Raw genomic sequence first — 23,772 nt, 5'->3', positions numbered from 1 at the left:
TGGGTACCGTACGAGCGTGCCGCAGACCACGCTGATGCCCGCTCCCGAGGACACCGGGTTCGCGCGCGCACTGGTCGACGACCCCTCGCAGGCCGCGGTGCTCGCGTTGCCGGACGGCCGTCACGCCGCGGTGATCGGTGCGCCGGGCAGCGGCAAGACGACCACGCTCGCGCGGCTCGTCGCCGACCGGCTGACCCGTCCCGACGCGATCACCCCCGACGGCCACGCGACGGTGCTCGCCCTGACCTCGGCGCGGACGGCCGCGACGGCGCTGCGTGACCGGCTCGCTCGGGCGGTCGACCGGGTCGTGCCGGGTGCCCTCGCACGCACCGTGAACTCGCTGGCGTTCCAGATCGTCACCCACGCGGCGTCGGTGCAGGGGCAGGAACCCCCGACGCTGCTGACCGGCGGGGAGCAGGACCGGATCATCGCCGACCTGCTCGCCGGGCACGAACTCGACGGGGCCGGACCGACCTGGCCCGACCCCATCACCGCCGTCGTCCGGGAGCGCGCGGGGTTCCGAACCGCCCTGCGCGACGTCATGATGCGTGCCGTGGCGGCCGGCGTCGAGCCCGACGACATGCGGGAACTCGGCGACGAGCTCGGACGGCCCGAGTGGCGGGCCGTCGGGGACTTCGTGGACGACTACCGCGCGTCGGTGACCGCGTTCCGACCGACCGGACTCGACTCCGGCGAACTCGTGGCGTACGCCACCGCCGCGGTGCTGCGGCACGAGCTCCCCGCGAGCATCGCCGCCCTGCGCCTGGTCGTGGTCGACGACACGCAGGAACTGGTGGAGGGTGAGATCGCGCTGCTCGGGGCACTCGCGCGCTCCGGCGTGCAGGTCGTCGCCTTCGGCGACCCGGACATCGCCGCCTCGGCATTCCGCGGCGCCGAACCGGACGTGCTCGGTCGGCTGGCCGTGCGACTCGGGGTGGACCGCGTCGACGAGCTGTTCCTCGGCGCAGTGCACCGGCACCCCGCCCCGATCCGTGCCCTGGTCACCGGCGTCACGGGTCGCATCGGCACCGCGGCGGCCGGTCGGCAGCGCAGCGCGTCGGCGGGCGACCGGGATGCGCGGTCCGACGCCGTCGTGCACCTCGAGGCCGCCAGCCGGTCCGCGCTCGTCGTGGCGATCGCCCGTCGACTGCGCGAACACCGGCTGCTCGACGGTGTGCCGTGGCACCGGATGGCCGTGGTCACCCGCAGCGGTGCTGCCATCCCCGAACTCGTCCGGGCACTCTCCGTGGCCGAGGTCCCGGCGACCGCCGGTGCCGCGCCCGTCCGTCCGCGCGACGACTCCGCGGCGCGGGCGCTGCTCGACGCAGCTGCGGTGGCGCTCGACGTCCTGCCGTTGGACGCTGCCCTGGCCACTGCGTTCGCCACCGGTCCCCTCGGTGGCCTCGACACCCTGGCGATGCGGCGGCTCCGGCTCGCCCTGCGGCGCGAGGAACTCGCGGGCGACGGCAGCCGCACCGCCGACGAACTGCTGGTCGACGCCCTGGGCGCACCGGAGCGCCTGGCGACGGTGGACGCCGGGTTTGCACGCCGGGCGACCCGGCTGGCCCGGAGCCTGGTGCAGGCGCGTGCCGACGCCCAGGCGGGATCGAGCATCGAAGAGATCCTCTGGGGCCTCTGGGAGCGCAGCGGTCTCGCGAAGTCATGGGGTGCCCAGTCCGCCGCCGGTGGGGTCGGCGCCGGGGAAGCCGACCGGCACCTGGACGCCGTCGTCGGCCTGTTCACCGCCGCCAAGCGCTTCGTCGAGCGCACGCCGGACGCGCCCGCGCGGGTCTTCGTCGACGACCTGCTCGGCGCGGATCTGCCCGAGGACGCGATCGGCCCCGACCGGACCGCCGGCCGGGTGCGGGTGCTGACGCCGTCGGCGATGATCGGACTCGAGTGCGACGTCGTCGTGGTGCTCGGTCTGCAGGACGGCGTCTGGCCCAACACCCGGGTGCGCGGTAGTCTGCTCGACCCGGACGGCCTGGTCCGCGCCGCTGCCGGGGTCGAGCGATCACCCATCGACGACCGAGCCGCCGTGGTCGCTGACGAACTGCGGCTGTTCGCCCGGGCCGTTTCTCGGGCCACCACCCAGGTCGTCATCGGCACGGTCGCGAACGACGACGAGTCGCCGTCTTCCTTCGTCCGACTCGTCCCGGTGCCGCCGGACCGTCAACCAACCGTCCACCCGCTGTCCCTGCGTGGGCTCGCCGGGTCGCTGCGCCGCCGGGTGGTGGGCTCCGGCGACCACGAGGCCGCGTCCGCGCTGGCCCGCCTGGCCGAGGCCGAGGTCCCCGGGGCGGCTCCGGACGAGTGGTACGGGCTCGCCGAGCCGACTACGGACGACCCCCTGGTCGACCTCGACGCCGAGCCCGCGCCCGAGATCGAGTGCGGCGAACCCGTCGCCCCGGCCGTTTCGGTGTCGCCGTCGCGGATCGGCACCTTCGAGGAGTGCCCGGTCCACTGGTTCGCGCAGACCTTCGGCGGCGGTGCCCCGAGCCCGGCGATGGGCATCGGCACGATCGTGCACGAAGCGATGGAGCACGCCACCGAGATCGACGTCGAGTCGCTGTGGGAGCGGGTCGAGGCGCGGTGGGACGAGCTCACGTTCGAGTCGCCTTGGGTCGCCGACCGCGAACGTGCCAGGACCCGGCGGATGATCGAGGGGCTGAGCGACTACCTCCGCACCTTCGCCAGCGCCGGCCGCAGGTTGCTCGGCGCCGAGACCTCGTTCGCGCTCGTGACCGGTCCCGCCCGGATCCGGGGGAGCATCGACCGCATCGAGGTCGACGCCGAGGGGCGCGTGAGCGTCGTCGACCTGAAGACCGGCCGTTCGATGCCCAGCGAGAAGAACGACATGCCGGAACACCCACAGCTCGGCGCCTACCAACTCGCGGTCGAGGACGGCGCGGTCGAGGGCGTGCCGGCGGGGTCTCCGATGACCGACGCTCGGCTGGTCTTCGTCCAGAACCCCCGCGGCGGGCAGGCGTACTCCGAGCGGACCCAGCACGCGTTCGACGCCGAGGCGCGCGAGGCCTACCGCGAGCGGTTGCACGGGGTGGCGCGAGGCATGGCCGGACGCACGTTCGTGGCGAACGTGGACGACCACTGCGAGAAGGCCCGGACCGGGGTCGAGTGCCGGATCCACGTGGTGGCGGAGGTGACCTGGTGAGCGACACGACCGACATGACCGACGCGGGTGACGCGACCGGCACGGCTGCTGCGGCTGGCTCGGCTGCCGCTGCACCGCCCGTCATCCGGCACGGCGCCGACGCCATCGCCGACGCTCTCGGCCGCCCTCGCCCCACCGCCCAGCAGCGTGCCGTCATCGAGTCACCGCTCGTGCCGGCGCTGGTCGTCGCCGGTGCCGGCAGCGGGAAGACCGAGACGATGGCCTCGCGCGTCGTCTGGCTGCTGGCCAACGGACTCGTCCGCCCCGACGAGGTCCTCGGACTGACCTTCACTCGCAAGGCCGCCGGCGAGCTGTCCGTCCGCATCAACGACCGCATCCGTGCGCTCGAGGAAGTGGGGTTGATCACCCCCGGGGACGCCTTCGAGGCACCCACCGTCTCGACGTACAACGCCTTCGCCAACGCGGTCTTCCGCGAGAACGCCCTGCTCGTCGGGCGTGACGGCGAGTCCCAGGTGCTGACCGAACCGTCGGCCTGGCAGCTCGCCCGTCGGGTGGTGGTGGCCGCCCGCGACGACCGGCTCGCCGGACTCGACCGCGACGTCGACACCCTGACCGCAGCCGTGGTCGCGCTCGCCGGTGCCACCTCGGAGCACCTCGTCGAGCCGGAGGACCTGCGCCGTTTCGCGATCGAGTTCTCGGAGCTGCTCGAACTCCCCGGCAACCGCGGCAAGCCCTACAAGGCGATCACCGATGCGGTCGCCGCGATCGGCGCCCTCGAACCCCTGGCCGACCTCGTCGCCGAGTTCCGACGACAGAAGGTCGACCGAGGATTCGTGGAGTTCTCCGACCAGATCGCCCTCGCGCTCGCCGCGGCCGAGTCGGCCCCTCGTGTCGTCACGGACCTGCGGAACCGGTACGGGGTGGTGCTCCTCGACGAGTACCAGGACACCTCGGTGGTGCAGACCCGGTTCCTCGCCCGGCTGTTCCGCGGGCACTCGGTGATGGCGGTCGGCGACCCGCACCAGTCGATCTACGGGTTCCGCGGTGCGAGTGCCGCGAACCTCGCCCGGTTCCCGCACGACTTCGGCGGCGACGAACCCGGCGTGGCCGAACCCGTCACCTTCGCGCTGTCGACCAGCTGGCGGAACCCGGTGGACGTGCTCGCGGGGGCGAACGCGATCGTGTCGCCGCTGTCCGAGGCGTCCGAGGTCGACGTCGAACGGCTCTCGCCGCGGCCGGGCGCGGACGCCGGCACGGTGCGGGTGGTGTTCCCCGAGACCCTGCCGGAAGAGGCCGACGAGGTCGCGGCGTGGTTCCAGGACCACCGCAGGCAGAACCCGGCGGGCTCGATGGCGCTGCTGCTGCGGGCTCGGAAGGACCTCGCGGCGTTCACGGCGGCGCTCGGTGCCCGTGGGGTGCCGTACCACGTGCTCGGCACGGGCGGACTGCTCCAGCGTCCGGAGATCGTCGACCTGGTGGCGTGCCTGCGCGTCCTGCACGACCCGGCGGCCGGCAACGACCTGATCCGGCTGCTCGCGGGTGCACGGTGGCGGGTCGGGGCGGCGGACATCGTCGCCCTGCACCAGCTCGCCCGGTGGCTGTTCCAGCGCGACCACACCCAGCAGCGCCTCGACGACGACCTGACCGCGGCCTTCCGTGCCTCGGTGGCTGCCGGGGAGCACGGCTCGATCGTCGACGCCCTCGACTTCGTCGCGACCGCACCCGACGAGCACGGCGCGCTCGAGGGCATCACCCCCGCGGGTCGCAGCCGGATGCGCGCGCTCGGCGGGCAGCTCGCGATGCTCCGCTCACGCGCGGGGAGCGACCTGGTCGACTTCGTGACGCTCGTCGTGCAGGAGATGCGGCTCGACATCGAGGTCGCCGCGCACGAACAGGGCAGCGGCGCGTACCTCGACGCCTTCATCGACGAGCTCGCCGGTTTCGTGTCGACCGACGACCGCGCCGACCTCGGTTCGTTCCTCGGTTGGATCGACGCCGCCGCCCGGCGTGACGACATGGGCCCGCGGTCCGAGGAGCCCGAGGCCGGCACCGTGCAGATCCTGACGATCCACGGGTCCAAGGGGCTCGAGTGGGACGCCGTCGCGGTGCCCCGGATGGTCGAGGGCGGCCTGCCGGCGCGTCCGCAGGAGGGCTCGTCGGGCTGGCTCGGGTTCGGCCGGCTGCCGTACGAGTTCCGCGGGGACGCCGCCGAGCTGCCGCGACTCGCGTGGCGCGGGCAGGAGACCCAGAAGGACGTCACCACGGCGATCGACGCCTTCAAGGAACAGGTGAAGGCCCGCAACGAGGACGAGGAACGCCGGCTGACCTACGTCGCCCTGACCCGTGCCAAGCACGACCTGCTGGTGTCCGGCTCGTTCTGGGCGGGCGGAGTCCGACCCACCGAGCCGAGCCGCTACCTGCGCGACCTGGTGGACGCCGGCGTCATCGACGGCGCGGCGATCCCGGAGACGACGGTGCACGACGAGAACCCGATGGGGGAGAGCGGCGCGACCCAGACCTGGCCGCACGTGCCGTTCGGGCAGCGTGCGCCGCGGGTCCTGGCTGCCGCCGAGCGGGTGCGGAACGCGAACCCCGGTGCTGCGGGGCGCTTCGCCGCCGACATCGACCTGCTGCTCGCCGAACGGCACGCCACCCGGAACGCGAAGCACGCGGTCGCCGTCCCGCACCGGGTCCCGGCGTCGGGCTTCAAGGACTACCTGACCGAACCCGACTCCGTGGCCGAGCGGCTCCGCCGGCCGATGCCGGAGCGCCCGTACCGCGCCACCCGGCTCGGCACGCTGTTCCACCAGTGGGTGGAACAGCGGGCACGGAGCGGCGGCGCGCTCGAGACGCTCGACGTGTGGGACGGCGAGCTCGACCTCGATGCCGACGACCTCGCCGATTCGTCGCCGGACGCCGTGGTCACCGACGACGATGCCCGTCGCCTCGCGGACTTCCAGGCGACGTTCGCCGGCTCACGGTGGGCCGGGCTGACGCCGATCGAGGTCGAGCGCGAGATCCACATCCCGTTCCTCGGCCACAGCGTTGTCTGCAAGCTCGACGCCGTGTACGAGATCGACGGGCGCGCCGAGGTGGTCGACTGGAAGACTGGCAAGGCGCCGTCGGGGGCGGACGACCTGGCCCGCCGCACCCTGCAGCTCGCGTTGTACCGCGTCGCCTACGCCGAGTTCACCGGGCGACCGCTCGACCAGGTCGACGCGGTGTTCTACTTCGTCGCCGACGACCTCGAGGTCCGTCCGACCGAGCTGCTCGACCGCGCCGGACTCGAGCGCGCGTGGTCCGAGGCCGTCGGCTGACGTCCTACGGGCGCGCTGCGCCCGTGTCGCGCGCCGCCCTGGAGGCCCGGTGCCGGTCCGCCGGGCCGGCACCGGGCCTCCAGGCGGTCACGTCCACGACTCCTGCCGCACTTGGTGAGCAGGAATGGTCGGGTGCGCCGCAGCGACCCGACCATTCCTGCTCACGAAGCGTCAGCCGTGGCGGCGTTCGGTGGAGGACAACAGCTGCTCCACCTCGCCGATCTCCATCGTCTCCGGCGACACGGACTGCAGCGGTTCCGCACTCGGGGCGTGCACCGCGTCGACCAGGCGGTGCATCATCGCGACGGCGTCGTCGACGACCTCGGTGCTCTTCGCCTGCACGCCGTGCAGGAGCCAGTGCGCCGTCTCGAGTTCGTGGTGCACGCGTGCACGCTGTGCGAGCTGTCGGTCACGACCGCCGCCGTTCGCCTCGTAGGCGCTGAGGACGGTGTCGAAGGCGTCGCGGCGGCCGGCGAGCACCCAGGCGAGGTCCTTCGCCGGGTCACCGAGCCGCAGCTCGCCCCAGTCGAGGATCCCGGTCACCGCGTCGCCGTCGACGAGCAGGGCGCCGGTACCCAGCGAACCGTGCACGACGGTCGGCGTGAACTGCCAGAGCTGCTGGTCGCGGGCGGCACCCTCCCAGCGTTCGACGAGCGCGGCGGGGACGAGCTTGGTCGCCACGGCGCGGTCCATCACCGAGACGGCGGACCGGAGCACCTCGAACGGCGTGAGCGACGGCAGGCCGGCGTCGGAGACGAAGCTCGTCGGCAGCTGGTGGATCGAGGCGACGGCACGGCCGACGCTCGTGGCGAGGTCGGGGCGCTCGACGAGCGACGCGAGGGTCGGGTGGGCCCCGGCCAGCCGCGTCGTGACGATGGCGCGCGTCGACCCGATCGGCGCCTGGCCGCGGTACTCGGCGACGCCGAACGGCAGGCGTGTGCGGATGCCGGCGCTCAGCGCACGGATGGCGACGAGGTCGGCCGACTGCCTCGCCTCGGCGCGCTGGTTCCGGGGACGGCGGATGACGATCTCGGCGCCGTCGGCGTCGCGGAGGAGCGCCGACTCGTAGTCGCCGGCCGCGGCCGAGCCGAGCGTGCGCGTGCCCGTGACGAGGAGACCTGGAACGGCCGTCGTCGCCAACGCGGCTAGAGTGAACTGGGATCCCGCCATGCCCCTCAGGGTAAGCGCGTGACGCGTGCACGGCTGCACGCCACGCTGTTGGGCGGCCCGCACGCCCACCGCACGTCTCCTGCACGTCCGCACCCGATCCGAGGAGCTCTCCCGCCGTGACCGTCGAGTTCGCCGCCCGGCTCCCGCTCTCCCGCAACGAACTCGACCGCGACGCCGAGTTCCGCACGACCGACGACGTCGAGCGGGTCCTGCGCGAGGACGAGCACACCCGGTACCTGCCGGTGCGTGGTGCCGAGATGCTCCGGAACGCCGACGGCACCCTGCGCTTCGTGACCGCGGTGGAGATCCCGGCCGACACCGTGACCCTGTACCTCGGCCGTGCTGTGTCGGACGCCGCCGATGCCCCGGCGGGTACCCGCTTCGTCGCCGCCCTGATCGACAGCGCGACGGCGTCCGCCATCGAACCCGACGACGACGCCTGGCAGAGCCTCCGGATGTTCGGCACCGAGCTCTCGCCGCGCGACCAGGGCCTGGCGGTCGAAGCCGTGGCGATGGCCAACTGGCACGCCGTGCACGGCTTCTCGCCGCGCACCGGCTCACCCACCGCCGTCGTGAGCGGCGGATGGGTCCGCCGCGACCCCGAGGGACACGACCTCTTCCCGCGCACGGACGCGGCGATCATCGTCGGGGTCGTCGACGCCGACGACCGGATCCTGCTCGGTTCCAACGCCGCGTGGGACGCCGACCGGTACTCGCTGCTGGCCGGGTTCGTCGAGCCGGGGGAGTCGCTCGAGGACGCCGTCCGCCGCGAGGTCTGGGAGGAGTCCGGCGTCCGTGTCGAGGAGCCCGAGTACCTCGGCTCGCAGCCGTGGCCGTTCCCCGCGTCGCTGATGGTGGGCTTCCGCGCCCGCGCAGCCGGCGGTGACCCCACGACCGCCCGACCCGACGGCGTGGAGATCCTGGACGTCCGGTGGTTCTCGCGCGACGAGATCCGCGAGCGCGCCGGCGACACCCTGCTGCTGCCGGGACGCACCTCGATCGCCCGCGCCATCATCGAGGAGTGGTACGGCGGGCCGCTGGACCTGCCGTGAGCGTCACCGGTCCGCGCGGTGCAACGGGTGCCGGGGCAGTCGACCCCCGGCCGCCGTCGCCCGACGAACTGCTCGCCGCGCTCGACGCCGAGCAACGGACGGTCGCCCGCACCCTGCTCGGTCCGGTCGCGGTGCTCGCCGGCGCCGGGACCGGCAAGACCCGCGCGATCACACACCGGATCGCCTACGGCGTCGCCACCGGGACCTACGCGCCGAACCACGTCCTCGCGCTGACCTTCACGACCCGTGCCGCCGGCGAACTGCGGTCGCGCCTGCGCGCGCTCGGGGCCGGGACGGTCCAGGCACGCACCTTCCACGCCGCCGCGATGGCGCAGCTCAGCTACTTCTGGCCGGACACCGTCGGCGGGCACGCCCCGAAGATCGTCGAGTCCAAGGGTCGGATGATCGCCCACGCCGCGGACACGGTCGGCATGCACGTCGACACCCCGGTGCTCCGCGACCTGGCCGCCGAGGTCGAGTGGCGCAAGGTGCAGATGCTCTCGCTCGACGAGTACGAAGCCGCCGCCGCCGACCGGGTGATGCCGCGCGACACCACGCCGCGCCGGGTCATCGACCTGATGAAGGCGTACGAGCGGCTGAAGGACGACCGGCGGCAGCTGGACTTCGAGGACGTCCTGCTGGCGACCCTCGGCATGGTCGAGTCCGAGCCCCGCGTGGCGTCGTACGTGCGGCAGCAGTACCGGTTCTTCGTCGTCGACGAGTACCAGGACGTCTCGCCCGTGCAGCACGACCTGCTGCGGGCCTGGCTGGGCGGCCGGGACGACCTGTGCGTCGTCGGCGACGCCAGTCAGACCATCTACTCGTTCGCCGGCGCCTCGAGCGACTACCTGCTCGGGTTCGGGTCGGAGTTCCCGCGCGGGTCGGTCCTGCGCCTCGAGCGGAACTACCGCTCCACCCGCGAGGTCGTGTCCGCTGCCAACACGCTGATGCGCGGCCAGCCCGGCGCGCTGGACCTGGTGGCCCAGAGCCAGGAACCGGGCCCGGAACCGGTCGTGCTGGCCTGCGTCCACGACGGTGACGAGGCACAGACCATCGCCCGGCGCATCGCCGAGCTCGTCGGGGCCGGAGCGTCCTACGGGGACTGCGCCGTGCTCTTCCGCGTCGGAGCGCAGTCCGCTGCGCTCGAGTCCGCGCTCGGCCGGAACGGCATCCCGTACCGCGTGCAGGGCGGGACCCGGTTCTTCAACCGCCCGGAGGTCAAGCTCGCCGTCCACCACATGCGCGGCGAGGCGATCCGGCAGACCGACGACGAGCTGACCCGACGTGTCCGGCTGGTGCTGCAGGTCAGCGGCTGGACGGAGACGCCGCCGGAGGGCACCGGCGCAGTCCGCGAGCAGTGGGAAGCGCTGCAGGCGATCATGGGCCTGGCCGAGGACGCCCCCGCCGGCACGACGATGCAGCAGTTCACCCAGGACCTGGTGGACCGTGCGGCGACGCACCACGAGCCCGAGGTCGACGCCGTCACGCTCGCGACGCTGCACTCGTCGAAGGGTCTGGAGTGGCCGCACGTGGTCATCGCCGGCGCGGCCGAGGGGCTCCTGCCGATCTCGCACGCGTCGACCGACACCGAGGTGGACGAGGAACGACGCCTGTTCTACGTCGGGCTGACACGCGCCCGCCGTTCCGTCACGATCACGTGGTCGCAACAGGGCTCCACGCGTGGGGGAGCCCGGGCTCCGAGTCGGTTCCTGGCAGTGCTCGGCACGCGCACCGCGGATGGGGCCGGACCGGCGAACGGCTGACCGACAGGTCGTCGCGCTCGAAGACGAGCTGGTCGGGGTCGGCTCGTTGCGTCCGGAGCGGGAGCCGTTCCAGCAGCATCCGCGTCGTGGCGGCGGCCACCGCCGCCGACCGCCACGGTGACAGCGGTGTCGGGTGCCGCCCCCACACCTGGGCGGCGATGGCCGGCCAGGCCGGGTCGTCGTCGACGCGTGCGTACTCAGCGCACTGGAGGCACGGCCCGGCTCCCGGCACGACGAACGGCCCGAGACGGACGCGTCCGTCTCCGACGACGACCGCCAGGTGCGGCACGCCCCGGCGGGTCCACGCGGCGCGGAGCGCCGGGTCGACGACGTGGTCGGCCACCACCACGGCGAGGCGCGGTTCGGGCTCGGGCAGCACGATCGGGCCCCCGGCGGGCGCGGTGGTGCGGCTGACCGTCACACCCTCGCCGGACAGGAACGTCGCCACGGCGTCGGCGAGGACACCGGCGCCGTGCACCTCGATGCGTTCGAGCGGCTCGGGCAGGACCTCGACCACCGCGGGCGACGCGGCACCGAGCACACCCGCAGCACGTTCCGGCGAGCACCCCGACGCGGCCGCCAGGCCTGCCAGCACGTCGTGGCCGGTCTCGCGTCGCAGACCGTTGAGGAACCGTTCTTCCCCCGTGGTGGGCACCGCGACGACGGCGCGTGGAGGATCGACCCCGAGCTGGACCGTGGCGGGGTCACGCCAGACGAACTCGAGCGTCGGATCGATGCGGATGCCCATGACCCCACGGTGCCGGAGTGCGCGGCACGCGTGGGGTCACCAGGAGGATCTGTGGAGAACTCAGCGGGGCTGGTCGCCCGTGTCGTTCCCGGGCTCGTCGCCCGCTCCACCCTCGGGGTCGTCGGCCACGCGGCCGGACTCGTCCTCGTGCGGACGCGCACCGGTCGAGTCGTTCAGCAGGTCCTCGAGGGCCTTGTCGAACGCGTCGTCCTCGTCGGTCTGGGAGGGGTTCCGCAGCCGTGCGACGAGGGCATCGGGTGCGTCGACGTCGTCCGAGGTCGGCACCAGGTCGAAGTGCGACCAGAGAGCGTCGCGCTGTTCGGCGCCGAGCTCGTCGGTCACCCGCTGCCACATCGCCGCGGCCTCACGCAGACGACGCGGACGCAGCTCGAGGCCGACGAGTGTGGCGAACGCCGACTCGGCCGGGCCGCCGGCCGCGCGGCGACGGCGCACCATCTCGGCGATCGCTCCGGCCTTGGGGAGACGGACGGTGGCCGCGGCGGTGACCGTGTCCACCCAGCCCTCGACGAGGGCGAGCATCGTCTCGAGCCGGGCGAGCGCGGCGTCCTGCTCGGCGGTCCGCGGCGGGATGAGGGCGCCCGAGGCGAGTGCGTCGCGCAGCTGTTCCTGGTTGGTCGGGTCGATGTCGGCCGCGAGCTCCTCGACGCGGTCGAAGGGGATGTGGATGCCCCGCGCGTAGTCCGTGATGGACGAGATGATGTGCAGCCGGAGCCACCGTGCCGACCGGAAGAGCCGGGCGTGGGCGAGTTCGCGGACCGCGAGGTAGATGCGGACCTCGTCCTCGGAGACGTCGAGGCCCTCGGCGAACTCGGCGACGTTCTGGGGCAGGAGTGCCGCGACCTGCTCGTCGAGGAGCGGCACGCCGACGTCACCGCCGGAGACGACCTCCTTCGACAGCTGCCCGACGACCTGGCCGAGCTGGATCGCGAACAGCGCCCCGCCGATGCCGCGCATCGCCTTCGAGACGTCGCCGAGCATCGCCTTGAGCTGCTCGGGAGCACGCTGGTCGATCGCCTCGGTCAGGGCATCGGCGATGCTGAAGGCCACCGGCTCGGCGATCTGCGTCCACACCGGGACGGTCGCCTTGGCCCACTGCTCACGCGTGTAGAGGCTCGGGGTCGCGGTCAGCTCGGCGACCGTCGTGACCTCGTCGAGCCACAGCGCGGCGACCTGGAACGCCTGGTCTGCCGCCTGCGAGGTTGCCGGGTCGACGGGGTGGCCGCCGTCCCGAGCGATCGCGGTGGCGCGTTCGGCGGTGGCCGAGAAGTCGATGCCGTCACCGCCGGACTGCGCGGCACGCTGGAGCTGGCTCATCAGGTTCGCCACGGAGGCCGGGTCGTTCGGCAGACCGGCGGCACCGGCGAGCTGCGACGGGTCGATCTGCCCCTCGCCCGAGAGCAGCTTGCGCAGCATCTCCTGGAAGTCGTCGTCCGGCCCCGGCTGTGGTTCATCAGGCATGCCGACTACGCTAATCGCTGCTCACGGGGCCGCACCTGGGATGCCCCCGTGGGAACGCCCGAAGCGCTGCGCCCAGGGCGAACAGCCCCGTCGCGAGACGCGGGCGACCACCCTGCCGCCAGGCGCGGGTGCCCACCTCGGAAGGACCCCGCGTGACCCTCTTCGCCCCCGCGCCCCGTCGTCGCTCGCGTGCCCGGACCGTCGGGTGGGCGTTCCTGATCGGCGCGGTCGTGCTGGGACTGCTGGCGAGCCTGCTGCCCAGCCCGTACCTCATCGAGGTCCCCGGGCCGGTCTACAACACGATCGGCACGCAGGAGCAGGGGACGGGCAAGGACGCGAAGGACGTCAAGCTCATCCAGGTGTCCGGCCACGAGACGTACCCGACGGCCGGCGCCCTCGACATGCTCACCGTCGGCATCCAGGGCGACGCAACGAACCGCCCGTCGTGGACCAGCGTGATCCGCGCGATCTTCACCAGGTCGCAGGCGGTGATCCCGGTCGAGGCGATCTACCCGAGCGGCACCACGACCGAGCAGGTGAACGAGCGGGACTCCGCCGACATGCAGGCGTCGCAGCAGTCAGCCGTCGCCGCCGCGCTCATCCAGCAGGGGAACGACCTGCCCACCGAACTCGAGGTCAGCGCCGTGCAGGAGGGCTCAGCGGCCGACGGCGCGATCGAGAAGGGCGACGTCATCACGGCGTTCGACGGCAAGTCGCTCACGACCAACGCCGACGCGGTGAGCCTGCGTGAAGCCGTCGCGCAGCACGGTACCTCGAGCCCAGCGACCGTCACCGTCGAACGGGACGGCGCGACGAAGGACGTCCGGGTGACGCCCCGCAGTGAGCAGGGCACGGCGCTGCTCGGGGTCGGCGTCACCGAGCGCTACGAGTTCCCCTTCAAGGTGTCGATCCGCCTGCAGGACGTCGGCGGTCCGTCCGCCGGCATGATGTTCGCGCTCGGGATCATCGACGAGATCACGCCGGGCAAGCTCAACGGCGGCAAGCACGTCGCGGGCACCGGCACGATCACGGCGGACGGCGAGGTCGGGCCCATCGGCGGGATCCGGCAGAAGCTCTACGGTGCCGCGGACGCGGGCGCCACGGTGTTCCTCGCCCCCGCGGACAACTGCGACGAGGTCGTCGGGCACGTGCCGGACGGGCTCGACGTCTACAGCGTCTCCACGCTCGACCAGGCCGTCACCGACCTGCAGACGATCGCCGACGGCGGGAGCACCGCGAAGCTCGCCCGCTGCGGGTCCTGACCCGGTCCTGAGTCCCCGTACAGGTTCACGCTCGGTCCGGTCCCATAGGATCAGTGTCACTGACGGCCCGCCGCGAGCCGGGCCCGCCGGTCCGACACGTCTGGAGCACATCAAGTGACGACAACCTCGTCCACCTCGGGGCGGCGTTCGCCGCGGGTCCCCATCGTGGTCACGATCATCGTGCTGGCCGCACTGGTGATCGCCTTCTTCATCTTCGCCAGCCTGTACACCGACTACGCGTGGTTCGCGCAGCTCGGGTTCCAGCAGGTCCTCACCACGCGGTGGATCGCCGGGACCCTGATGTTCCTGGCGGGCTTCCTCGGCATGGCGGTTCCGGTCTTCGTGAGCATCGCGCTCGCGTTCCGGTTCCGGCCGGTCTACGCGAAGCTCAACTCGCAGCTCGACCGCTACCAGCAGGTCATCGAGCCGCTGCGGCGCGCCGTGATGATCGGCATCCCCGTGGTCCTCGGCATCTTCGCCGGGCTCTCGACCGCGGGCCGCTGGAGCATGGTCCTCGAGTACTTCAACCGCACGCCGTTCGGCAAGACCGACCCGCAGTTCGGACTGGACATCGGGTTCTACGTGTTCGAGCTGCCGTTCTGGCGCTCGATCGTGGCCTACTCGTCGGCCGTCGTCCTCATCGCCGGCCTCGCCGCGCTCGCTGCGAGCTACCTCTACGGTGCGCTCCGCTTCGGTGGTCGTGAGGTCCGGATCTCCCGTGCCGCACGCATCCAGCTCGCGGTCACGGCGGCGCTCTACATCGCGCTGCAGGCCGTCAGCCTCTGGCTCGACCAGTACGCGGCCCTGACGAAGTCGAACTCCCTCATCACCGGTGCCCAGTACACCGACGTCAACGCGGTCATCCCCGGCCGGGAGATCATGGCGGGCATCGCGGCGATCGTCGCGCTGCTCTTCATCGTCACGGCGGTCATCGGTCGCTGGCGCATCTCGATCGTCGGCACGGGCCTGCTGCTCGTCGCCGCGATCGTCGTCGGCGGCATCTACCCGTGGGTCGTCCAGCGTCTGCAGGTGAAGCCCTCGGAGCGCACCTTCGAGTCCGCCTACATCGAGCGGAACATCAAGGCCACGCGAGACGCCTACGGTGTCGCCGGCGTCGAGGAACAGAACTACGACGCCACGACCGAGACGAGCTCGGGTGCGCTCGCGAAGGACGCGCAGACCACGGCCAACATCCGTCTCATCGACCCGAAGATCGTCTCCGACACCTTCAGCCAGCTGCAGCAGTACCGGCAGTACTACCAGTTCCCGAAGGAGCTGGACGTGGACCGCTACGACGTCAAGGGCGAGACCGAGGACACCGTCATCGCGGTCCGCGACATCGACCTCGCCGGGCTCAGCTCGGCCGCGAACACGCAGTACAACCGGGCGTTCGTCTACACCCACGGCTACGGCGTCACCGCGGCCTACGGCAACCAGCGCGCGAGCGACGGCAAGCCGGTGTTCCTCGAGTCCGGGATCCCGTCGAACGGTGCGCTGGGTGACTTCCAGCAGCGCGTGTACTTCGGTGAGACCTCGCCGCCCTACTCGATCGTGGGTGCGCCGAAGGGCACGAAGGACGTGGAGCTCGACTACCCGGCCGGTTCCGACGACGACAACGGCGGCAACGCGACCACCACCTACGCCGGCGACGGCGGTCCGAGCCTCGGCAACTTCTTCAACCGGCTCGTCTACGCCGCGAAGTTCCAGTCGGAGCAGATCCTGCTCTCGAACGCGGTGAACAAGGACTCGCAGATCCTCTACGACCGCGACCCGATCACCCGCGTGCAGAAGGCGGCGCCGTACCTGACCGTCGACAGCGACGCCTACCCGGCGATCGTCGACCACCGCATCCAGTGGGTGGTGGACGGATACACCACGAGCGACGCGTACCCGTACTCGCAGAGCCAGAGCCTGTCGGACAGCATCGCCGGCGCCGAGTCCTCGACGTACCGCACCGACCAGGTGAACTACATCCGGAACTCGGTGAAGGCCACGGTCGACGCCTACACGGGCAAGGTGACGCTGTACACGTGGGACACGAAGGACCCGGTCCTGAAGACGTGGCAGAAGATCTTCCCGACGTCGATGAAGCCGGTGTCGAGCATGAGCGCCGAGCTCCTCGACCACGTGCGGTACCCGACCGACCTGTTCAAGGTGCAGCGCTCGATCCTCGGCACGTACCACGTGACCAACGCCAACTCGTTCTACTCGGGCGACGACGCGTGGAACACCCCGCAGGAACCGACCAGCACGGCGACGTCGGACAGTGACGCCGACACCGCGGCGACGTCGACGAACGCGCTCGGCGCGCAGACGACGACGACCGCCAACAGGGCGAACCTGCAGGACCCGTACTACCTGACGATGAAGGTGCCGGGGCAGGGGACGGCGTACTCGCTGTACACGACCTACATCCCGCAGCAGTCGGCCGGTGCGAACAACCGCAACGTGCTGACCGGGTACCTGGCGGTGAACTCCGACGCGGGTGGTGCCGGCAAGGGCGAGAAGGCGTCGGGCTACGGCAAACTCACGCTGTTGACGATGCCGAAGACCGACAACATCCCAGGCCCCGGACAGGTGCAGAGCCTCTTCAACGGTGACTCGACCGTGTCACAGGAGCTCAACATCCTGAAGCGGGGCAACTCGACCGTGAAGCAGGGCAACCTGCTCACGCTCCCGGTCGGCGGTGGGTTCCTGTACGTGCAGCCCGTCTACGTCCAGTCGACCTCGAGTGGTTCGTACCCGCTGCTGCAGAAGGTCCTGGTGGCCTTCGGTGACAAGATCGCGTTCGAGGACACCCTCGACGAGGCGCTGAACTCGCTGTTCGGCGGCGACTCCGGTGCCGCGGCGGGCGACTCCGGCGCGAGCGGTAGCGGTTCCGGTTCCGGTTCCGGTTCCGATTCCGACAGTGGATCCGGCTCCGACACGGGATCTGGTTCCGACACGGGTTCCGCGGGCTCCGGCTCGACCGGCTCCACGGGTTCCGGCTCGACCGACAACGACGCCCTGCAGGAGGCCCTGGCCGACGCCAAGGCAGCCCTGCAGGACCGCCAGGAGGCCTACGCCGACAACGACCTGGTCGCTGCGGCGGAAGCCGACCAGCGCCTCCAGGACGCGATCGAGGCCGCCACGGCAGCCGAGAACGGCAACTGACACACCGTGGCGGGGCACTCGATTTGTGTCCCGCCGCGGCCCCGTGTAGGCTTCTAAACGTGCCGCGGGGTGGAGCAGTTCGGTAGCTCGCTGGGCTCATAACCCAGAGGTCGTAGGTTCAAATCCTGCCCCCGCAACCAAGCGTCACATGAAGGCCCCGGTCCAACAGGACCGGGGCCTTCTTCGTGTCCCCGCCGCGGGACGCCCCGACGGGAGACGCGAGACGCGAGACGCGAGACGCGAGACGCGAGACGCGAGACGCGAGACGCGAGCCGCCCCGGCGCAGGACGCCCAGCCGCAGGCCCGCCCGCCGCAGGCCCCCCGGGTACGCTCGCCCCATGGCCACCCTCACGATCGCGGCGGCGCAGTTCGCCCCCGTGGACGACCCCGTCGCCAACCTCGACACCGTGCGCACCACCGCCGTCGACGCGGCGGCCCGTGGCGCGGACCTCCTCGTCACGCCGGAGTACACCTCCTACTTCACCGCCGACATCGACGATCGGTTCGTCGCGGCCGCGCAGTCCCTGGACGGTCCGTTCGTCTCCGGCCTCCGCGACATCGCCCGCGAGACCGGCATCGCCCTGGTCGTCGGGGTCGCCGAGTCGGCAGACACGCCGGAGCGTTTCCGGAACACCCTGGTCGCGGTGCTCCCGTCGGGCGACCTGGCGGCGACGTACCGGAAGGTCCACCTCTACGACGCCTTCGGCTCGCGGGAGTCGGACCGCATCGAGTCCGGCGTCCCGGAGCAGCTGCCGGTCTTCGACCTCGGCGGGGTCCGCGTCGGGCTCGAGACCTGTTACGACCTGCGCTTCCCCGAGGTCACGCGACGGCTCGCCGCTCCCGAGACCGGCGCGGCCGACGTCGTCGTCCTCCCCGCCGAGTGGGTGCGCGGCCCCGGCAAGGAGCACCACTGGCGCACGCTCCTCACCGCCCGCGCGATCGAGAACACCGTCTGGGTCGTCGGGGTCGGGCAGACGCCGCCGATCGGGATCGGCGGCTCGGTCGTCCTCGACCCGTCGGGCGTCGCGGTCGCCTCGGCCGGGGCCTCGCCGACCACGCTCACCGCCACGATCGACACCGCCGTCACCGACGCCGTTCGGCGGGTGAACCCGTCGCTGTCGCTGCGGCGCTACGACGTCGCACTGCGCACCCTGCCTGGAGGCCCGGGGCAGCCCTGACGCGTCGGTCGCGTCCCCGATGCGGTCGCGTCTCAGGCGCGGGGGCGCGCTCCGAGGGTCGCCAGGCGTGCGGCGGCGTCCTCGAGGACACTCCGGCGCTTGCAGAACGCGAAGCGCACCAGGGACCGGTAGCCGGCGACCCGGTCCGGGCGGACGAACGCCGAGACCGGCACGCCCGCGACACCGGCCAACGCGGGCAGTTCGAGGCAGAACGCACGGGCGTCGTCGTACCCGAGCGGCGCGGCGTCGGCGAGCACGAAGTACCCGCCGTCGGGTCGCATCACGTCGAAGCCCGCCGCCGTCAGTCCGTCGGCGAGCAGTTCGTGCTTCGCGCGCAGGTCAGCGGCGATGCCGGCGAAGACCGCGTCGGGCAGGCGGAGTCCCACGGCGACGGCCGGTTGGAAGGGCGCGCCGTTCACGAAGGTCAGGTACTGCTTGACCGTCGTGATCGCGTCGACGAGTGCCGGGGGAGCGGTGAGCCAGCCGACCTTCCACCCGGTCGTGTTGAAGGTCTTGCCCGCGCTCGACACCGACACCGTCCGCTCGGCGGCGCCCGGCAGGGTCGCGATGGGCGTGTGTGGGACGTCGAACGTCAGGTGCTCGTAGACCTCGTCCGTGATGATCACCGCGTCGCGCTCGGTGGCCAGGTCGACGATCGTCTGCAGCACCTCGGTGGGCAGGACCCGGCCGGTCGGGTTGTGCGGGGTGTTCACGAGCACGGCGCGGGTGCGGTCGGTGAAGGCCGTGCGGAGCGTGCGCTCGTCGGGCAGGAAGTCGGGCGCGGTGAGCGGGACCGTGACGTGCACGCCGCCGGCCAGCCGGATGAGCGCTCCGTAGGCGTCGTAGAACGGCTCGAAGGTGATCACCTCGTCACCGGGTTCGACCAGCGCGAGGATCGTCGCGGCCAGCGCCTCGGTGGCGCCGGCGGTGACGAGGACCTCGCGGTCGGGGTCCACCTCGAGCCCGTACCACCGCTGCTGGTGCTCGGCGATCGCCGCCCGCAGGTCGGGGGTGCCCCGGCCCGGCGGGTACTGGTTCACGCCGTCGCGGATCGCCTGCACCGCGGCCTCGAGCACCTCAGCCGGCCCGTCCTCGTCGGGGAAGCCCTGCCCCAGGTTGACCGCGCCGGTGCTGGCGGCGAGGGCGCTCATCTCGGCGAACACCGTCGGTGCGGGGACCCCGTCCGGTCCCAGCAGCATCGCTCCGTCGGCGGCTCGCAGCCACGGTCCTGCCTGGCGCATGTGGTTCCCTCCCGTGCGGGCGACGACGTGTCGCGCTGAACGGACCCCAACCTAGCTGTCCGTCCCGCGGCGGACCGGGCCACCGTGTACAGCGCACGCATAAGATCGCCAGGGGTGGCTCGCAGCCTCGCCAGAAGGACCGCTCAGGTGCTTGCGACAGACTGCACGAGCTTGAAAGGAGCACGTCCAGCATGACCGACACCACGCCCAACGGGCAGGGCGACGACCGCCGTCCGGACGATGCGGCTCCGCCTGCCGCCAGTGAGGACGCCGCAGCAGCGGCCACGAGAGGGAACACGTCGATGCCGAACGACTCCGACCAGCCGGACGAGACCCCTCGCCCGAACCAGGACCAGAACCAGAACCAGAACGACGAGACGACCCCGGACCACACGGACGTGATCCCGTCGTCGACGGACCACCCGACCGACCGCTACACCGCGCCGTACCCCGCCGTCTCCGGCGACTCCTCGGGGGCGCAGCAGGGCGGCTACGGCCAGCAGACGTCGCCGTACGGCCAGCAGTCCCAGCAGAGCCAGAACCCGTACGGCCAGCAGTCGCAGCAGAGCCAGAACCCGTACGGCCAGCAGCCGCAGTACGGCCAGCAGACGCCGCAGGCCCAGAACCCGTACGGCCAGCAGAGCCAGTACGGCCAGCAGCCCCAGAACCCCTCCGGGCAGCAGAGCCAGTACGGCCAGCAGCCCCAGAACCCGTACGGCCAGCAGTCCCAGTACGGCCAGCAGCCCCAGAACCCGTACGGCCAGCAGTCCCAGTACGGCCAGTCGGGCGGCGAACGCCCCCGCTACGGCGAGTACGCCCAGCCGACGTCCTCGACCGCTCCGAGCTCGTCCTCCGAGTACGCGAACGCGTCCGCGCAGGCCCCCCAGTCGGCCACGAGCGCGTTCGGTGACGTCGACGGCGCGAACCAGCGCAACGGTCACTACTTCAGCGACGACGCCTCGGGCGCCGCGGCGACCACGACGACCAAGGACCGCTCGGGCCGCAGCAAGCTGCTCCTGCCGGTCATCGCCGCGGTCATCGCCGGTGGTCTGGTCGGCGGCGGTGCCGGTTGGGCCGTCTCCTCGGGCAACGACGGTGGCAGCGTGGTGTCCTCCGGTTCGTCGCAGGGCGGCAACCTGACCGTCAACGACTACGACTCCGCCACCGTGGTCACGGCCGTCGCGGCACAGGCGACCCCGTCCGTCGTCACGATCAACGTGTCCGCGAGCAACGAGGCCGGCACCGGTTCCGGCGTGGTGATGAGCAAGGACGGCTACATCGTCACGAACACCCACGTGGTCACCCTCGACGGCGACAGCTCGAACGGCCGGATCACCGTCACGACCTCGAACGGCAAGATCTACGCGGGCAAGCTGATCGGTACCGACCCGACGGTCGACCTCGCGGTCATCAAGATCGACGCGACCGACCTCAAGCCGATGGAGTTCGCGGACTCGTCCAAGCTCAACGTGGGCGACACGGCGGTCGCGATCGGCGCGCCCCTGGGCCTGTCGAACACCGTCACCGACGGCATCGTCTCGACGCTGAACCGCAGCATCCAGGTCACCTCGAGCGCCCCCAGTGAGGGCGGCGACTCGAACGAGGGCGGCAACGGCGGCTCGGGTCCCTTCGACTTCTGGGGCAACGGGGACAACGGCAGCAGCTCGTCCGCGAACACCACGGTGTCGCTCCCGGTCATCCAGACCGACGCATCGATCAACCCGGGCAACTCCGGCGGTGCGCTGCTCGACTCGAAGGGCCGACTGATCGGCATCAACGTGGCGATCGCCTCGGCCGGCAGCTCGTCGTCGTCGGAGTCGGCCGCCGGCAGCATCGGCGTCGGCTTCTCGATCCCGGCCAACCTGGTCAAGCGGGTCGCGAACGAGATCAAGGACAACGGGTCGGCGACCCACGGGCTCCTCGGCGCAACGGTCGGCGACGCCACCGAGGACGCCAGCGCCACCCAGGTCGGCGCCCTCATCAAGTCGGTGTCCAACGGCGGCGCCGCGGCGAAGGCCGGTCTGCAGAAGGGCGACGTCGTCACGAAGATCGGTTCGGCGTCGGTCTCCGACGCCACCGACCTGACCGCGCAGGTGCGCTTCTTCGCGGGTGGCGCCTCGACGACGATCAGCTACGTCCGCGACGGCCAGACCCGCCAGGCCGACGTGAAGCTGGGAACGTTCGACAGCAAGGGCTGACGCCACCACACGACGGACAGGAGGCCCGGGGCACGACGTGCGCCGGGCCTCCAGTCCGTCACGGGGCGCGTCCGGCGCCGACGCAGGTGGGCGGTTCGGCCTCTTGATAGGCTCATGGTCGCTCTGCGGGGCGGCACCGCCCCGGTGCGTCCCGTGCCGCCAGCCAGCACCCCGAGGTACGCATGCAGTCAGACGGACAGCCCCTGCCGGGCGTCTCGTACGTGATGCCCGTGCTCAACGAGGTCACCGAGGTCCGGGCCGCCGTCGGCAGCCTGCTCGACCAGGACTACACGGGCCCGTTCGAGGTCATCCTCGCGCTCGGGCCGTCGATCGACGGCACGAACGAGCTCGTCGCCGAGATGAGCGCTGCCGACCCCCGGATCCGCGCGATCGACAACCCCGTCGGGTCGACGCCCGCCGGGCTGAACGTCGCGATCCGTGCTTCCGTGCACCCCGTCGTCATCCGGGTCGACGCGCACTCGGTCCTGCCGACCGACTACACGCGGATCGCGGTGCACACGCTCCTCGAGTCCGGCGCGGACAACGTCGGCGGCATCATGCGCGCCGAGGGCCGGACCCCCTTCGAGCGGGCCGTCGCCCTGGCCTACGGCAGCCGTGTCGGGCTCGGTGGCACGCCGCACCACGTCGGCGGCACCGCGGGTCCGGCCGAGACCGCTTACCTCGGCGTGTTCCGACGCGAGCGGCTGTTCGACGTCGGACTCTTCGACGAGGGCATCAAGCGCGGACAGGACTGGGAACTCAACCGGCGGCTGCGCCAGACCGGTGGGACCGTCTGGTTCACGCCCGAACTCGTCGTCACGTACCGCCCGCGGCCGAGCCTGAAGCGCCTGGTGCGGCAGTTCGTCGCCACCGGGCTCTGGCGCGGCGAGCTCGCCCGTCGGTTCCCGGCGAACAACGGCCTGCGCTACTTCGTGCCGCCGGCCATGGTGGCGGCGATGGCACTGGGCATCGTCGCCGGGCTCGTCGGCATCGTCGGCGCAGTGCTCGGCACGCCGCTCGCCTGGGCGCTGCTCGGGTTCGTGGTGCCCGTCGTCTACCTGCTCTTCGTCGTCCTGGGGTCGATCGCCGTGGCGCGCCGCTCCGGGCTGCCGACGCTCCTCTGGCTGCTCGTCGTGCTGCCCTGCATCCACGTGGGCTGGGGGCTCGGGTTCATCATCGGGTTCCTGACCCGCACGTCCGAGCTGACCACCCACACGGGACGGTGACCGAATGACCGACCAGCCCACGACCGGCCGCGGATCCGCACGGCCGACCTCGATCGCCGAGCTCCGGGCCGTCGCCCAGCCGGACGAGGTCCGTGCCCGCGCCAACGCCGAGCACTGGACGGCCTCGCTGTACCTGCGCGACGTCTCGCCGTACCTGACCTGGGTGCTCCTGAAGACTCGTGTCAGCGCGAACCAGGTCACCGGCCTGATGATCCTGGTGGGCTGGAGTGTCGCCGCCGCCCTGCTCATCCCCGGCATCTGGGGCGCCGCGCTGGCGCTCGTGCTCGGCCAGCTGCAGATGCTCGTCGACTGCTCCGACGGCGAGGTCGCCCGGTGGCGCGGCACCAAGTCGCCCGCCGGGGTGTTCCTCGACAAGGTGGGGCACTACACGACCGAGGGCCTGATCCCGGTCGCGCTCGGCATCCGGGCAGCCACCTGGCCGATCCACGATGCTGACTGGATGTGGACCACGATCGGCTGCGCACTCGGCCTGGTCATCGTGCTGAACAAGGCCCTCAACGACATGGTGCACGTGGCCCGCGCGAACGCCGGGCTCGACAAGCTCGTCGACCGACGGGACGCCTCCACCGCGCCGTCGGGTCGGAAGCTCGCCTCGCTCCGCCGTCTGGCGAAGTTCCTGCCGTTCCACCGCCTGTACCACTCGGTCGAGCTGAGCATGCTCGCGTTCGTCTTCGCCCTGCTCGCCCTGGTGATCGGCGACCCGCTCGCCAGCCGGATCCTGGTCGGTGCGCTGTTGCCGCTCGCGGTGCTCGCGACGGCCGGGCACTTCCTGGCGATCATCGCCTCGAAGCGGGTCAAGGCGTGACCGAGGACACGACCGTGCCCGGAACG

Annotated in this window: 14 protein-coding genes and 1 tRNA gene; 11 read left to right on the top strand and 4 right to left on the bottom strand. The window is 72.0% G+C overall.

The features are described from left to right. Positions 1 to 16: 16 nt before the first annotated feature. A complete protein-coding gene (locus tag DEJ21_RS04300; protein ID WP_181435779.1) occupies positions 17 to 3,172 on the top strand; it encodes a UrvD/REP family ATP-dependent DNA helicase in 3,156 nt (1,051 codons plus the stop codon). Further along, positions 3,169 to 6,450 carry an ATP-dependent DNA helicase gene (locus DEJ21_RS04295; RefSeq protein WP_258374876.1) on the top strand — a complete coding sequence of 1,094 codons (3,282 nt, stop codon included), beginning with the start codon at positions 3,169 to 3,171 and terminating at the stop codon, positions 6,448 to 6,450. Before DEJ21_RS04300 ends, DEJ21_RS04295 begins: the two co-directional genes overlap by 4 nt. Before the next feature lie 171 nt (positions 6,451 to 6,621). On the opposite strand, the gene DEJ21_RS04290 is transcribed toward DEJ21_RS04295, so the two are convergent. After that, on the bottom strand, positions 6,622 to 7,620 hold the full coding sequence (locus DEJ21_RS04290; RefSeq protein WP_111223813.1) for a phosphotransferase: 999 nt from the start codon (positions 7,618 to 7,620) through the stop codon (positions 6,622 to 6,624). Positions 7,621 to 7,736: 116 nt separating this feature from the next. Here DEJ21_RS04290 and nudC point away from each other — a divergent pair, with 116 nt between their 5' ends. Together nudC and DEJ21_RS04280 are read left to right on the top strand one after the other, a co-directional pair. Then, positions 7,737 to 8,672: an NAD(+) diphosphatase gene (nudC, locus tag DEJ21_RS04285; RefSeq protein ID WP_111022633.1), complete on the top strand. Its 936-nt coding sequence runs from the start codon at positions 7,737 to 7,739 to the stop codon at positions 8,670 to 8,672. Beyond that, positions 8,669 to 10,435 carry an ATP-dependent helicase gene (locus DEJ21_RS04280; RefSeq protein ID WP_181435778.1) on the top strand — a complete coding sequence of 589 codons (1,767 nt, stop codon included), beginning with the start codon at positions 8,669 to 8,671 and terminating at the stop codon, positions 10,433 to 10,435. Before nudC ends, DEJ21_RS04280 begins: the two co-directional genes overlap by 4 nt. Here DEJ21_RS04280 and DEJ21_RS04275 read toward each other — a convergent pair. Both DEJ21_RS04275 and DEJ21_RS04270 read right to left on the bottom strand, forming a co-directional pair. Next, the gene (locus DEJ21_RS04275) at positions 10,326 to 11,183 is read right to left on the bottom strand and encodes a TOMM precursor leader peptide-binding protein (RefSeq protein WP_111223812.1); all 858 of its coding nucleotides are present in this window, start codon (positions 11,181 to 11,183) and stop codon (positions 10,326 to 10,328) included. The genes DEJ21_RS04280 and DEJ21_RS04275 overlap by 110 nt on opposite strands. A 60-nt stretch (positions 11,184 to 11,243) precedes the next feature. Beyond that, entirely contained in the window at positions 11,244 to 12,662 is a 1,419-nt protein-coding gene (locus tag DEJ21_RS04270; protein WP_071246537.1) for a zinc-dependent metalloprotease, read from the bottom strand. A gap of 152 nt (positions 12,663 to 12,814) precedes the next feature. On the opposite strand from DEJ21_RS04270, the gene DEJ21_RS04265 reads away from it, so the two are divergent. The 4 genes from DEJ21_RS04265 to DEJ21_RS04250 all read left to right on the top strand — a co-directional run bounded on the left by DEJ21_RS04265 (position 12,815) and on the right by DEJ21_RS04250 (position 18,255). After that, positions 12,815 to 13,924 (top strand): PDZ domain-containing protein, encoded by a 1,110-nt coding sequence (locus tag DEJ21_RS04265; RefSeq protein WP_111022636.1) that lies wholly within the window; start codon positions 12,815 to 12,817, stop codon positions 13,922 to 13,924. Between the two features lie 165 nt (positions 13,925 to 14,089). Next, complete coding sequence (locus DEJ21_RS04260; RefSeq protein WP_181435777.1) at positions 14,090 to 17,077, top strand: UPF0182 family protein; 2,988 nt, start codon at positions 14,090 to 14,092, stop codon at positions 17,075 to 17,077. Positions 17,078 to 17,140: 63 nt separating this feature from the next. Continuing rightward, positions 17,141 to 17,217: transfer RNA gene (locus tag DEJ21_RS04255), tRNA-Met, on the top strand. Positions 17,218 to 17,415: 198 nt separating this feature from the next. Next, the gene (locus DEJ21_RS04250; RefSeq protein WP_111223811.1) at positions 17,416 to 18,255 is read left to right on the top strand and encodes a carbon-nitrogen hydrolase family protein; all 840 of its coding nucleotides are present in this window, start codon (positions 17,416 to 17,418) and stop codon (positions 18,253 to 18,255) included. Between the two features lie 32 nt (positions 18,256 to 18,287). Here the strand turns inward: DEJ21_RS04250 and DEJ21_RS04245 are convergent, their stop codons facing one another. Continuing rightward, the gene (locus DEJ21_RS04245) at positions 18,288 to 19,496 is read right to left on the bottom strand and encodes an aminotransferase class I/II-fold pyridoxal phosphate-dependent enzyme (protein WP_111223810.1); all 1,209 of its coding nucleotides are present in this window, start codon (positions 19,494 to 19,496) and stop codon (positions 18,288 to 18,290) included. A 191-nt stretch (positions 19,497 to 19,687) separates the two neighbouring features. On the opposite strand from DEJ21_RS04245, the gene DEJ21_RS04240 reads away from it, so the two are divergent. From DEJ21_RS04240 to DEJ21_RS04230, 3 genes are all read left to right on the top strand, one after another. Next, a complete protein-coding gene (locus tag DEJ21_RS04240; RefSeq protein ID WP_258374875.1) occupies positions 19,688 to 21,694 on the top strand; it encodes a S1C family serine protease in 2,007 nt (668 codons plus the stop codon). Between the two features lie 182 nt (positions 21,695 to 21,876). Then, positions 21,877 to 22,920, top strand: a complete 1,044-nt coding sequence (locus tag DEJ21_RS04235) for a glycosyltransferase family 2 protein (protein ID WP_071405450.1) — start codon at positions 21,877 to 21,879, stop codon at positions 22,918 to 22,920. 4 nt (positions 22,921 to 22,924) lie between these two features. Further along, on the top strand, positions 22,925 to 23,746 hold the full coding sequence (locus DEJ21_RS04230; protein WP_111038793.1) for a CDP-alcohol phosphatidyltransferase family protein: 822 nt from the start codon (positions 22,925 to 22,927) through the stop codon (positions 23,744 to 23,746). Positions 23,747 to 23,772 lie beyond the last annotated feature (26 nt).

The organism is Curtobacterium sp. MCSS17_006 (genome assembly GCF_003234215.1).
Classification (GTDB): domain Bacteria; phylum Actinomycetota; class Actinomycetes; order Actinomycetales; family Microbacteriaceae; genus Curtobacterium; species Curtobacterium flaccumfaciens.
Note: the sequence above shows the minus strand (reverse complement) of the source record. Positions and strands in the feature narration are given on the sequence as shown.